The following is a 13,038-nucleotide window of genomic DNA, read 5'->3' on the forward strand; positions in this document are numbered from 1 at the left end:
CTCAGCCGCCGAACATGCCGAACAGCTTCTTCTTCAACCTTGTCGCCGTGCTTTCGGCGTCCGCAGCCTGCGTTTCGACTGCCGGGGCGGCCTCCGATGGCGCTACGGTGGCGGTGACGACAGGCGTTTCTGCGGCGGCCTTGGCAGCTTCCTTCTCGGCCAGAGCCTGAGCCTTGGCCGCCTCTTTCTCGGCCTTGGCTGCCTCTATCGCGGCAAGCCTTTGCTCCTCGGCCTTCTGCTTGGCGGCTTTCTCGGCGTCGAGCGCGGCCATTTTTCGGCCCGCCGGCGAATCGATGCGGCCCATGCGCGCCGTCTCGGTCACCGAGCCGTCGGCGTTAAACGACGGCGGATCGATCGGCACACGTTCGCCACGGGCGCGCTTCTTCGACCACTCGGAGACGATGCTGGCTTCCTTGATGCCGGCGATGGTCGGCTTGGGCGCCGGCACGCTGGCCTTGACCGCGCCGTTGAAAGCCGCTTCGTAGGTGCTCTGATAGGCATTGAAGGCGCTCTTCAGCGAATCCGGCTGCGTCGTCGTGGGGCAGGCGCCGGCCGGATCGAAGGTCGCGCCGTCAGCCGCGACCTGGTTGAAGACATAGCGCTTCTCGCAGACATCGACCTTCGGCGGCACTTTGGTGATCTCGAAATTGTCGTAGCCGACCTTCAGCATCTTCCAGAATTCGTAGTTCGGATCTTTGCGATAGCGCGCCATGTTGGCGGCGGTCATGCGGAACGGAAAGGCCTGGATCTGGAACTCGGTCTGCCCGCCCTGGAAGGCATCGCGGCCGAAGGCGTAGATCTGCTCGATTTGCGCGTCGGTCATCGAATAGCAACCCGACGACGAGCAGGCGCCATGGACCATCAAGTGGGAACCGGTGCGGCCATTGGCGCGGTCGTAGGCGTTGGGATAGCCGATGTTGAAGGCAAGGTGATAGCTCGACCGCGGATTCATCTGCGCCGGTCGGACCGTATAGAAGCCTTCCGGCGCCTGGCGGTCGCCTTCGGTGAATTTGGGGCCGAGCTTGCCCGACCATTTGCAGATGTCGTAGCTGGCGACCAAGTCGTAGCGGCCGTTGGTCTTGGCCTTCCAGATTTCGAGCTTGCCCTCTTCCTTGAAGATGCGGGCCATCACCGGCGAGGTGCGGGTCATGCCCTTGGCCTTCATGCTGGCCAGGATCTTGTCGGGCAGCGGCTTATTGGCGTGGGGGGCAAAATCCTTCATTGAAGAATCATTGCAGCCGGCGACGCCTATCGCGGCAATCAGAAGTCCGGTGCGGGCAAGCTTGGCAAACATGGATATGGCTATGTCTTTTCTTTCGGACCGCAGGCATCAGCGTCGTCAGGCCCAACCCTAAGCCCGTTAACCTTGAAAATTCCTTACCGCAAGCGCCGGACGCATCCCCTTACAGCAATTTGATTGAACCGAATGCCGCGGCATTTTTGTGGCGGAAGCGCTCAATCTTGCCACATTGCGGCGCGGACACCCATCTCGCGGTCCGTCCGATTGAATCGGACGGCCTGAATCTTCTTGTTTGACCATGACCTTTTCCGAAAACCGGCTCCCACGTTTTGCTACGCTGACCTTCGGTTCGGGGTCATGGTCTAGAGGTTTCGGCCCATGGCCAGGTATTTCTCGCGGCGCTGCTCGCGAAAATCGGTGTTGGCGCCGGAGAACTCCTTCATCGTTTTGGCGATGAGGTCGCCGGTGGCGGCAATCACCGTTTCTGGGCCACGATGGGCGCCGCCGAGCGGTTCGGGAATGATGGCGTCGATGATCTTCAGCTCCAGCAGATCCTGGGCGGTGATCTTCATATTGGTCGCCGCATCCTTCGAGCGGGTGGTGTCGCGCCACAGGATCGAGGCGGCGCCCTCCGGCGAGATCACCGAATAGATGGCGTGTTCGAGCATGTAGACGCGGTTGGCGGTGGCGATCGCGATGGCACCGCCTGAGCCGCCTTCGCCGATGACCACCGAGATCGACGGCACCTTCAGGCCGAGGCAGGCCGAGGTCGAGCGGGCGATGGCTTCCGCCTGGCCGCGCTCCTCGGCATTGACGCCGGGATAGGCGCCGGCCGTGTCGACTAGCGTCAGCAACGGGATATTGAAGCGGTCGGCGAGTTCCATCAGCCGCACCGCCTTGCGGTAGCCCTCCGGCCGCACCGAGCCGAAATTATGCTTCAGCCGGCTGGCCGTGTCCGAACCCTTTTCCTGGCCGATGATCGCGACCGGCTCGCCGCGGAAGCGGGCGAAGCCGCCGACGATCGCCTGGTCCTCGCCGAAATTGCGGTCACCGGCAAGAGGTGTGAAATCGTTGAACAGGCCCTTGATGTAGTCGACGCAATGCGGCCTGTCCGGATGGCGCGCCACCTGCACCTTCTGCCACGGGGCCAGCGCCCTATAAGTGTCGCGCAATGCGTCGCGCACGCGCTTCTCGAGACGGCTGATCTCATCGCCGACATCGACCGCCTCGCCATTCTCCGCGAGCTTCTTCAGCTCGAGGATCTTGCCTTCGAGATCGGCGACCGGCTTTTCGAAATCGAGGTAATTGTACATTCTTGAGCGGACCGATAAGCCGGGAGGCAATGACTGACGGAACCTGGGAAATAGAGGCTCCGGGCGGTGGAACGTCGTCCTCACATAGCGATATGACGTCTAGTCGGCAAGCGGGTGATGATCGTTGACCAACCGCACCAGCCGCTCCTCCAGCACATGCGTGTAAATCTGCGTCGTTGAAATATCGGCATGGCCAAGCAACTGCTGCACGGCCCTGAGATCGGCGCCGTTCTGCAGGAGATGGCTGGCGAAAGCATGGCGCAACACATGCGGCGAGATTTTCGCCGAAGCGATGCCGGCGCGCGCGGCAAGGCCCTTCAGGTCGCGGGCGAAGACCTGCCTGGAGAGATAGCCGCTGTCGCTTGCTGCCGGAAACAGGAATGGGCTATCTGCGAAAGCCGGCACCGTTGCCCGGGCAGCCAGCCAGACCCGCATCGCAGTGCGCGCCTTTGCCGACAGCGGAACCATACGTTCCTTGTCGCCCTTGCCGCGCACCATGAAGAAACGATCGTCGCGCAGCGCCACCGTCACCGGCAGGCCGACCAGTTCGGAAACACGCAGGCCGGTGGCGTAGAGCACCTCGACCAGCGCGTGCAGGCGCAGCGCCGCCAGGCTGTCGCCATCGTTCAGCGAGGCGTCAGCTGCCTCCTGCGCCGCACGGTCGATCAGACGGCCGGTGTCGGCCTCGCTCATCGTCTTCGGCAGCGGCCGGCCTTTCTTCGGACTGTCCAAGGTTCCGGTCGGGTCGTCGCCGCGCAGGCCTTCAGCATAGAGGAACTTGAAGAACTGGCGGATCGCCGACAGTTTGCGTGCCTGCGAGGTGGCAGCAAAGCCGCGCGCGGCGATATCGTCGAGATAGGCGCGAATATTGGCGGCGGCGGCACCTGCGAGCCCGCCGTCGATCTCGGCCGAAGCGTCTTCGAGGTCGCGGCGATAGCTGGAAAGCGTGTTTTCGGCAGCGCCGCGCTCGGCGCTCATCATTTCCAGAAAGGCTTCGATGCGGGCCGCGCTGTTCATTATCTCTTGGGTCAGTTTTTCTTGATTCTTCAGTTTTTCTGGGGATTCAGCTTTTCGGGTGGAATGCGCACGCTCATTTCGGCCTTTCTCGGCTCGACGAACATCGCCAGAGCGAACATCGCGCCATAGACAATGCCGGCCAGAATCGTGAGCGTCACGACAAAGCGGAACAGTGTCGGCATCAATTTTCGCCCGTCTTCTTGTTCTGCGTTTCCAAACCCTGTGCCCTTATGAGACGCCAATCCGGCCAATTCAAGGACTAAGCTCGGACGACGCGCGACCGCGCCACGCTTGACGCAATCAGGCTTTTGATGTCGATACGCCGGCAAAGAGGGCCTAAGCAGGCATTCGTGGGCTGGGCCCACGAATGCCTGCTTAGATTCTTTGGCTTGTCGCAGGTTCTGTCGCAAAACCGTGGGACACTTTTGCGGAACCTGCTTAGAAACATCATGGTGTCATGAACGCACTACCAGCAAATCCTCCCGATGAGAGCCATGCCGCGCTGCTCGGCCGGCTGGGCAGCCGTTCCATCGTCTTTGTCGGCCTTATGGGCGCTGGCAAGACGGCGATCGGCCGCAAGGTGGCGGGGATGCTGGGACTGCCTTTCATCGACAGTGATCAGGAGATCGAAAGCGTGTCGCGCATGAGCGTCCCGGAACTGTTCGAACGCTATGGCGAGCCCGAGTTCCGGGCGCTGGAGCAGCGCGTCATCCTGCGCGTGCTGGAACACGGCCCGCAGGTGCTGTCGACGGGCGGCGGCGCCTTCATGAGCACGCAGACGCGGGAGGCGATTGCCGGCCATGGCGTGTCGGTATGGCTGAAGGCCGAGATCGAGCTCTTGATGGACCGCGTTTCCAAAAAGCAAAACCGGCCGCTCCTGAAAAGCGCCGATCCCCGCGCCGTGATCGAGCGGTTGATGGCCGAGCGCTATCCGGTCTACGCAGCCGCCGATGTCACCGTGCCGACCCGCGACGATCGCAAGGAGGTCATCGCGGCCGAGGTGGTGAACGCGCTTTGCGGGTATTTCGGTGTCGCGTCCGCGACAGGCGAGGTGCGCTCGTGAGCATCAATGCGACAGTCACCGTCGAAGTCGGGCTCGGCGATCGTGCCTATGCGATATTGATCGGCTCCGGCCTGCTTTTGCGCGCTGGCAGCGAGATTTCGCGCCGCCTGCCCGGCACACGCGCCGCGGTGGTCACCGACGTCAATGTCGCCGCAGCACACCTCGATACGTTGAAGGCCGGCCTCGAAAAGGGCGGCATCCAGCCAGCCGTCATCACGCTGCCGGCTGGGGAAAAGACCAAGAGTTTCGCGCATCTCGAAGAGGTGGTGGACTGCGTGCTCGCAGCCAGGCTTGAGCGCGGCGATGTCGTCATCGCGCTCGGCGGCGGTGTCATCGGCGATCTGGCCGGATTTGCCGCCGGAATCGTGCGCCGCGGCATGAATTTCGTGCAGATCCCGACTTCGCTACTGGCGCAGGTCGATTCCTCGGTCGGCGGCAAGACCGGCATCAACAGTGCGCGCGGCAAGAACCTCGTCGGCGTCTTCCATCAGCCGAAACTGGTGCTGGCCGACACCGGAGTGCTCGACACGCTGCCGATCCGGGAATTCAGGGCGGGTTACGCCGAACTCGCCAAATACGGGCTCATCGACCGTCCCGACTTCTTCGCCTGGCTTGAGGAAAACTGGGGCCAAGTGTTCGCCGGCAGCCCGGAGCGGGCCGAGGCAATCGCCGAAGCCTGCCGCGCCAAGGCCGATGTCGTCGCCCGCGACGAATTCGAGACCGGCGACCGCGCGCTGCTCAATCTCGGCCACACGTTCGGCCATGCGCTCGAGGCCGCCACCCAATATGACGGCGCCCGGCTCGTACACGGCGAGGGGGTCGCCATCGGCATGGCGCTGGCCTATCGCTTCTCGTCACGCCTCAATCTGGCAAGTCCCGACGATGCGGCGCGCGTCGAGGCGCATCTTCGCGCCGTTGGCCTGCCCTGGCACATGGCCGACATTCCGGGTGAATTGCCTGATGCCGAGGCGCTGCTCGCCTTCATCACCCAGGACAAGAAGGTGTCGCGCGGCGCGCTGACCTTCATCCTGACGCGCGGCATCGGCCAGGCCTTCGTGGCCAGGGATGTGCCGGCGTCGGAAGTGCTGTCGTTCCTGAGGGAGAACCATCCGGGTCAGCAAAGCCGCCCGGGTCGGCAGGAAAGCCGCCCGGGTCAGCAAAGCCGCCCGGGTCAGCCGAAAGGCAGCCCGGGTCAGCCGAAGAGCCGACCGGGATGAACGAGGCCGGCTGGATCGTCGCTGCTGTCCTTGCCGGGCTCGGCCTGCTCGCGTTCGCCTTTCGGGTGCGCCTGCTCGCCGCCTTCGGCTATGAACTGCAGCGCAGCGGGCCGAAGCATTCGAATCACGATGAATCGCGCGGTGCCGTCGACGATTCTCGGCGCGACGGCCAGGTGGTGCCCGTGGATCGCGCCCGCATCGGCCGCCTGTCCGATCTCGACGAACTCGAAGTGTCCGACGTCATGGTCCACCGCACCAACATGCGCTCGGTCAATGCCGACAATCCGCCGGAAGCGGTGGTGCGCGAGATCCTGCAGAGCCCGCATACCCGCATGCCCCTGTGGAAGGGCTCGCTCGACAACATCGTCGGCGTGCTGCATGCCAAGGACCTGCTGCGCGCGCTGAACGATGTCGGCAACGACTTTTCCAAGATCGACGTGATGAAGATCGCTTCAAAACCGTGGTTCGTGCCTGATACCACGACGCTGCAGGAACAGCTCAACGCGTTCCTGCGCCGCAAGGCGCATTTCGCTGTCGTCGTCGACGAGTATGGCGAGGTCGAGGGGCTGGTGACGCTGGAGGACATCATCGAGGAGATCGTCGGCGAGATCGCCGACGAGCATGATATCGATATGCAGGGCGTCAAGCAGGAAGCCGACGGCTCCGTCGTCGTCGACGGCACCGTGTCGATCCGCGACCTGAACCGGGCGCTCGACTGGAACCTGCCGGACGAAGAAGCCACCACCATTGCCGGTCTCGTCATCCACGAGACACAATTGATCCCGGACGAGAAGCAGGCTTTCACCTTTCACGGCAAGCGCTTCGTCGTCATGAAGCGCGACAAGAACCGGATCGCAAGGCTGAGGATCAGACCGGCTGGCGACATTTAAAGCGCTGCGACTGAAAGATTCATGTAACGCGCTTTAAATTCTTGTTTTTTATGCATCTCGTTGTCCCAAAACCGGCGCAGCCTCGGGTCAGGCCCGAGGGCATGCTTTTGGGCGACATGCATTAGTTCTGGTAGGTTCTGTCGCGGCTAACCAATCCTTGACTGGACGCTCGCCGCGCCGGCATGCACTTTCGACTGGGCTGTCTGGAGATGACGGTGATCGATCGGCGAACCCTGCTTTTGATGTCGATGGCATTGTTGCCGGCCAGCGCTTCGGCGGCGTCGCGCCGGCTTTCGCCATCTCCGCAAAGCTTCGATTACGGACCCCGCCAGGCTCGACATCTACTTGCGCGATGGCGCAAGCTGCCTCCCTGTGGTCTTTTTCATCCATGGCGGTGCCTGGCGGGCCGGCAATCGCACCAACGTCGACGTCAAGCCGGGCTTCCTGCTCGACAATGGTTTCTGCTTCGTCTCGATCGACTACCGGATGCTGCCTAAGGCTGATGTCGCCACCCAGGCCGACGATGTCGAGCAGGCATATCGTTACGTGCGCGCCAACATCGCCAGATACGGCGGCGATCCGAACCGGATAGCGGTGATGGGCCATTCGGCCGGCAGCCATCTCGCCGCACTAACCGGGCTGCGCGGCGGTCTGCCCGGCGTCGCGGCGCTGGTTCTGAACGATACCAGGGCCTATGATCTGGAGGCGCTTGCGAGGAGCGGCGGCATGACACCGGCTTATGCCCGGGCCTTTCCCGACCCGGCGCAGTGGCGCGCGCTGTCGCCGGCCACCCATGTCGGGAGCCGCAAACATCCGCCGACCTTCATCGCCTATTCGCGTGCATCGGGTCGTGCGGCGGCCTCACGGGCCTTCGCCGAGCGCCTGCGGGCGACCGGAACGGAGGTGACAATGTTCGACGGCAGCGCTTATTCGCACATGTCGATCAACCGCGACTTCGGCGACGAAGGCGACGCCTTGACCCGTGCAGTGATGATTTTCCTGAAGACAGCGCTCGGCTGGGGCCTACCACCTGGTCTTTTCGTCCGGCGCGGCCGGCTCGATCGCCAGCGCGTGGACACCAGCCTTCAGCTCGTTGGCCAGCAACGCGTTGACCGCGCGATGGCGCTCGATGCGGCTCATGCCGGCAAAGGCTGAAGAGACGATGCGGACGCGGAAATGCGTCTCGCCGGTGCCGTCATAAGTGCCGTGATGATCGGAGTCCTGATGGTGATGGCCGGCATGCAGATGGCTTTCGTTGATGATGACCAGCCGCTCCGGCGAGAACGCCTTCTTCAACTTGCCTTCCATCGTTGACTGTATGGACATTCGTACTTCCCTTCACCACATATCGGGCGCATGGCCCCCGAAAATCGGCGCCCTTTGCGCGTCCGGAAGGACGCGCGGTGCCGTTGCCGCGACAAAATTCGCCGATCGCCCGCTTTATGCCGCGATTCAGCGGTTAGGGCGATCATTGCGAAAATGTCAATTCTTGTTTCGCACCAGCGAACAGCCCATAAATGGGTGAGATGAAACCGTACCCCAAATATTTCGAAAAAATTCGCATCCGCCCGGAGAAGGATGCGGAGCTGAAGTCGCGCTCGCCGATCTGCCAATGGGACGGTTGCAAGGAGGCCGGCACCCATCGCGCGCCGGTCGGGCGCATGAAGGAGGGCGAATATTTCCAGTTCTGCTTCGATCATGTGCGCGAGTACAATAAGGGCTTCAACTATTTCTCCGGTGTGCCCGATACCGAGATCGCCCGCTTCCAGAAGGAAGCGATGACCGGCCACCGGCCAACCTGGAAGATGGGCGTCAACGGCGCCTCGACGCGCTCCTCGCCCGATTTCGCCCAGCAGCGTTCCGGCCGCGCCGGCTACTACAACCGGATGCGCGATCCGTTCGACCTGTTCAAAGGCCCGAAGGATCCGCGCGAAGCGCGTGAGCGCAAGGCCAAGCCGCTTGAGGCCAAGGCGCTGGAAACGCTTGGCCTTGATACAAAGGCGACTGGCAAGGATATCAAGGCGCGTTATAAGGAACTGGTGAAACGCCACCATCCGGATGCGAATGGCGGCGACAGAGGTTCGGAAGACCGGTTCCGCGATGTGCTCCAGGCCTATCGCGTGCTCAAGCAGGCAGGATTGTGCTGAGCGACCATTCGGTTCGTGTCGTTTTCCAACTTTCATAAGGTTGGAAAAGGCTCTAAGACCGCCCCCGAACAAAATCGATTGCCGGCGAAACGCGGCGTTCGCCCGTGGAGACGTTGATAAAGATGAACAAGGTCGATCGCGACATCGCCAACCTGCCCGACAGCACCGTGTCGGTGAAGGAGAAATTCGGCTTCGAGTCCAAGATGGTGGTGCCGGCCTATTCGGTGACGAGCGAGCATGTGCCCGACATCGATCCCGACTATCTGTTCGACAAGAACACGACGATGGCGATCCTCGCCGGCTTTGCCTACAACCGCCGCGTCATGGTGTCGGGCTATCACGGCACCGGCAAGTCGACGCATATCGAGCAGGTCGCCGCCCGCCTCAACTGGCCTATGGTGCGCGTCAATCTCGACAGTCATGTCAGCCGCATCGACCTCGTCGGCAAGGACGCCATCGTCGTCAAGGAAGGGCTGCAGATCACCGAATTCCGCGACGGCATCCTGCCCTGGGCCTACCAGCACAATGTCGCGCTGTGCTTCGACGAGTACGATGCCGGCCGCCCGGACGTGATGTTCGTCATCCAGCGCGTGCTGGAGTCGTCCGGCCGGCTGACGCTGCTCGACCAGAGCCGGGTCATCCGCCCGCATCCGGCGTTCCGGCTGTTTTCGACCGCCAACACCGTCGGCCTCGGCGACACTACCGGCCTCTATCACGGCACCCAGCAGATCAACCAGGCGCAGATGGACCGCTGGTCGATTGTCACCACGCTGAACTATCTGCCGCACGACAATGAGGTGAACATCGTGCTGGCCAAGGCCAAGCACTATCGCGACGTCAAAGGCAAGGAGATCGTCAACAAGATGGTGCGCGTCGCCGACATGACGCGTTCGGCCTTCATCAATGGCGACCTGTCGACTGTGATGAGCCCGCGCACAGTCATCACCTGGGCCGAGAATGCCGAGATCTTCGGCGATATCGGCATGGCGTTCAGGCTGACCTTCCTCAACAAGTGCGACGAGCTGGAACGTTCGCTCGTGGCCGAGTTCTACCAGCGCGCCTTCGGCCAGGATTTGCCCGAATCGGCCGCCAATGTGGTGCTGGGCTAAGCATGGCTCGATTCTGATTTTCGGGGTCATGCTCCAAGGAATGATCGATGGCGGGTCCGGGCGACAACACGCGCAACAAGTCGAAGACGGGTTCTGAAGCCGACAGCTTCAAGCGCGCCGTCACCGTCTGCATGCGCGCGATTGCCGGCGACAAGGACCTCGAAGTCGGTTTCGCCAAGGATCGGCCAGCGCTCGCCGGCAGCCGCGCCCGGCTCCCTGAACTGCCGAAAAAAGCCTCGAAGGCCGACATCGCCATCACCCGCGGTCTCGGCGATTCCATGGCGTTGAAGCGCGCCTGCCACGACACGCGCATCCACACCAGGCTGGCGCCGGACGGCAAACAGGCCCGCGCCATCTACGATGCGGTCGAGCAGGCCCGCGTCGAGGCGATCGGCTCCCGCGCCATGCAAGGCGTCGCCGACAATATCGGCTCGATGCTCGAGGACAAATACGCCAGGGCCAACCTCATCGACGTCAGGGATAAGGCGGATGCGCCGATCGAGGAAGCGCTGGCCCTGATGGTGCGCGAAAAGCTGACCGGCCGCGCCGTGCCGAAGAGCGGCGAGCGGCTGGTCGATCTCTGGCGCCCGTGGGTCGAGGAGAAGGCAAGTGCCGATCTCGACGGACTGTCGGCAAAGCTCGACGACCAGCAGGCCTTCGCCCGTGTCGTGCGCGAGATGCTGGCTTCCATGGAAATGGCCGAGGAACTCGGCGACGACCAGGAGACGGAAGACTCGGAGGACAATGACGACAACCAGCCGCAAGGCGAGGAGCAGAGCGAGGAGGGCGGCGAGGACGATTCCGGCTCTGAGCAGTCGCAGTCCGACGACACCGAAGCGTCGTCCGACGACGAGCAGTCGGCCGAGACGGAGGCATCCGATGCCACCGCCGACGACCTGGCCGACGATGACGACGTCGATGCCGAGACGCCCGGCGAGGCGCGCCGCAACGACAATCCCTTCACCAATCTGTCGAAGGAGATCGACTACAAGGTCTTCGCCACCGCCTTCGACGAGACGGTGGGTGCGGAGGACCTGTGCGAGGAAGAGGAATTAGATCGGCTGCGCGCTTTCCTCGACAAGCAGCTTGCCAACCTGTCCGGCGTTGTCGGCCGGCTGGCCAACCGGCTGCAGCGGCGCCTGATGGCGCAGCAGAACCGGTCCTGGGATTTCGATCTCGAAGAGGGTTATCTCGATCCGGCGCGGCTGGTGCGCGTCGTCATCGATCCGATGCAGCCGCTGTCCTTCAAGCAGGAGCGTGACACCAAATTCCGCGACACGGTGGTGACGCTGGTGCTCGATAATTCGGGCTCGATGCGCGGCCGGCCGATCACGGTCGCCGCCACCTGCGCCGACATTCTGGCGCGCACGCTGGAACGCTGCGGCGTCTCGGTCGAGATCCTCGGCTTCACCACCCGCGCCTGGAAGGGCGGGCAGGCACGCGAGAAATGGCTGAAGGAAGGCAAGCCGCCGAATCCCGGCCGGCTCAACGATCTGCGCCACATCATCTACAAATCCGCCGACCATCCGTGGCGGCGGGCGCGGCGCAATCTCGGCCTGATGATGCGCGAGGGCCTGCTTAAGGAAAACATCGACGGCGAGGCGCTGCTATGGGCGCACAACCGCCTGATCGCCAGGCCGGAGCAGCGCAAGATCCTGATGATGATCTCGGACGGCGCGCCGGTCGACGATTCGACGCTGTCAGTCAATCCGGGCAACTATCTCGAACGGCATCTGCGCGCGGTGATCGAACTGATCGAGACGCGCTCGCCGGTCGAGCTTTTGGCCATCGGCATCGGCCACGACGTTACCCGCTACTATCGCCGCGCCGTCACCATCGTCGATGCCGAGGAACTGGCCGGCGCCATGACCGAGCAACTGGCCTCGCTGTTTGGCGAGGAAAGTACGCGGGACACGCGACGCGGCGGCATGCGGCGCGCCGGATGATTTTTTCGGGCGGCGGCTTTCGGCAGACGCTTTTCGCCGCCACAGCGCTGTTCGTTGCCGGCATCGCCCTGTCGCCTTGCATCGCCGCTGGCACCGTTTCGGTCGAGCCGATCGAAATCTCGGCACGGCTGATAGACCGGTTTCACATCGGCCGTGACGAAAAGCGGTTCGGCCCGCTCGAATTCGTCGGCGGGCTGGAAATGACCTCGCCGACACGCGATTTCGGCGCGCTGTCGGCGTTTCGCTTCCTCAAGCCCGGCAGTGATTTCATCGGCGTCGCCGATACCGGTTTCTGGTTCTTCGGCACGGTTACCCATGATGCCGACAAGCGCCCATCGGGCATGCGGAATTTCCGTATGCAGCAGATGGACGAGCCGGGCCAGCTGATCGACGAGAAATGGGAGGTTGACGCCGAAGGCCTTGCGGTCAAGGACGGCATTGCCACGGTGGGCTTCGAGCGCACCCACCGTGTTTCCCAGTTCAAGATCGACCCGCACGATATGGAACCGCCGTTCAAGCAATTGGATTTCCTGATTCCAGCCTGGGAGCTTCGCCGGAATCGCGGCTTCGAGACCATCACCCACGCCCATCCTAACGGCCAGCACCAAGGCGGGCTGGTCGTGGTGTCGGAGAAGAGCCTCGACACATCAGGCAACATCTATGCGGCTGTTATCGAAGGGCCGCACAAGGGCGTCTTCACCGTCAAGCGTAACGGCAATTTCGACATCACCGACGGCGCCTTCCTGCCGGACGGCGACCTCTTGCTTTTGGAGCGCAGCTTTTCGATGGCCGGCGGCGTCAAGATGCGGCTGCGGCGCATCTATGGCGAAAGCGTCGAGAACGGCGCCGTTGCCGACGGGCCGGTGCTAATGGAAGCCGACATGGCCTACCAGATCGACAATATGGAAGGGCTCGACGTCTGGACCCGCGGCGACGGCGCACTGATGGTGTCGCTGATCTCCGACGACAACCACTCGATGCTACAGCGCAATCTCTATCTGGAGTTTGTCCTGCACGAAGATTGAGACCGTGCGGCCGGCGATTGGCTGATGGCGAGCTGCCGTCTCGCGCTCTTCGATATTTCGCAGCTTCGCAA

12 protein-coding genes and 1 pseudogene are annotated in these 13,038 nt (G+C 62.9%); 8 read left to right on the plus strand and 5 right to left on the minus strand.

The window, feature by feature from the left end:
• Position 1 precedes the first annotated feature (1 nt).
• The 4 genes from NKH12_RS11000 to NKH12_RS11015 all read right to left on the minus strand — a co-directional run bounded on the left by NKH12_RS11000 (position 2) and on the right by NKH12_RS11015 (position 3,752).
• Positions 2–1,294, minus strand: a complete 1,293-nt coding sequence (locus NKH12_RS11000) for a L,D-transpeptidase family protein (protein ID WP_352953129.1) — start codon at positions 1,292–1,294, stop codon at positions 2–4.
• Positions 1,295–1,602: 308 nt separating this feature from the next.
• On the minus strand, positions 1,603–2,553 hold the full coding sequence (locus tag NKH12_RS11005) for an acetyl-CoA carboxylase carboxyltransferase subunit alpha (RefSeq protein WP_352953130.1): 951 nt from the start codon (positions 2,551–2,553) through the stop codon (positions 1,603–1,605).
• Positions 2,554–2,652: 99 nt separating this feature from the next.
• Positions 2,653–3,570 carry a site-specific tyrosine recombinase XerD gene (locus NKH12_RS11010; RefSeq protein WP_352953131.1) on the minus strand — a complete coding sequence of 306 codons (918 nt, stop codon included), beginning with the start codon at positions 3,568–3,570 and terminating at the stop codon, positions 2,653–2,655.
• A 29-nt stretch (positions 3,571–3,599) separates the two neighbouring features.
• Entirely contained in the window at positions 3,600–3,752 is a 153-nt protein-coding gene (locus NKH12_RS11015) for a histidine kinase (protein ID WP_095493454.1), read from the minus strand.
• Positions 3,753–4,027: 275 nt separating this feature from the next.
• Between NKH12_RS11015 and NKH12_RS11020 the strand changes: the two genes are divergently transcribed.
• From NKH12_RS11020 to NKH12_RS11035, 4 genes and pseudogenes are all read left to right on the plus strand, one after another.
• Positions 4,028–4,633 carry a shikimate kinase gene (locus NKH12_RS11020; protein ID WP_352953132.1) on the plus strand — a complete coding sequence of 202 codons (606 nt, stop codon included), beginning with the start codon at positions 4,028–4,030 and terminating at the stop codon, positions 4,631–4,633.
• On the plus strand, positions 4,630–5,850 hold the full coding sequence (gene aroB / locus NKH12_RS11025) for a 3-dehydroquinate synthase (protein ID WP_352953133.1): 1,221 nt from the start codon (positions 4,630–4,632) through the stop codon (positions 5,848–5,850). Before NKH12_RS11020 ends, aroB begins: the two co-directional genes overlap by 4 nt.
• Positions 5,847–6,740: an HlyC/CorC family transporter gene (locus NKH12_RS11030; RefSeq protein ID WP_352953134.1), complete on the plus strand. Its 894-nt coding sequence runs from the start codon at positions 5,847–5,849 to the stop codon at positions 6,738–6,740. The genes aroB and NKH12_RS11030 overlap by 4 nt, the downstream gene beginning before the upstream one ends.
• A gap of 372 nt (positions 6,741–7,112) precedes the next feature.
• A pseudogene (locus tag NKH12_RS11035) lies at positions 7,113–7,616 on the plus strand (alpha/beta hydrolase); the annotation flags it as partial.
• A gap of 147 nt (positions 7,617–7,763) precedes the next feature.
• On the opposite strand, the gene NKH12_RS11040 reads toward NKH12_RS11035, so the two are convergent.
• Complete coding sequence (locus tag NKH12_RS11040; protein ID WP_287329165.1) at positions 7,764–8,066, minus strand: BolA family protein; 303 nt, start codon at positions 8,064–8,066, stop codon at positions 7,764–7,766.
• Between the two features lie 191 nt (positions 8,067–8,257).
• Between NKH12_RS11040 and NKH12_RS11045 the strand changes: the two genes are divergently transcribed.
• The 4 genes from NKH12_RS11045 to NKH12_RS11060 all read left to right on the plus strand — a co-directional run bounded on the left by NKH12_RS11045 (position 8,258) and on the right by NKH12_RS11060 (position 12,967).
• Positions 8,258–8,887 carry a J domain-containing protein gene (locus tag NKH12_RS11045; protein WP_036262308.1) on the plus strand — a complete coding sequence of 210 codons (630 nt, stop codon included), beginning with the start codon at positions 8,258–8,260 and terminating at the stop codon, positions 8,885–8,887.
• Positions 8,888–9,009: 122 nt separating this feature from the next.
• Positions 9,010–9,996 (plus strand): cobaltochelatase subunit CobS, encoded by a 987-nt coding sequence (gene cobS, locus NKH12_RS11050; protein ID WP_352953135.1) that lies wholly within the window; start codon positions 9,010–9,012, stop codon positions 9,994–9,996.
• A 47-nt stretch (positions 9,997–10,043) separates the two neighbouring features.
• The gene (gene cobT, locus NKH12_RS11055; RefSeq protein WP_352953136.1) at positions 10,044–11,942 is read left to right on the plus strand and encodes a cobaltochelatase subunit CobT; all 1,899 of its coding nucleotides are present in this window, start codon (positions 10,044–10,046) and stop codon (positions 11,940–11,942) included.
• Positions 11,939–12,967 carry an esterase-like activity of phytase family protein gene (locus NKH12_RS11060; protein ID WP_352953137.1) on the plus strand — a complete coding sequence of 343 codons (1,029 nt, stop codon included), beginning with the start codon at positions 11,939–11,941 and terminating at the stop codon, positions 12,965–12,967. Before cobT ends, NKH12_RS11060 begins: the two co-directional genes overlap by 4 nt.
• Positions 12,968–13,038 lie beyond the last annotated feature (71 nt).

Source organism: Mesorhizobium sp. M1322 (genome assembly GCF_040318085.1).
Lineage (GTDB): Bacteria > Pseudomonadota > Alphaproteobacteria > Rhizobiales > Rhizobiaceae > Mesorhizobium.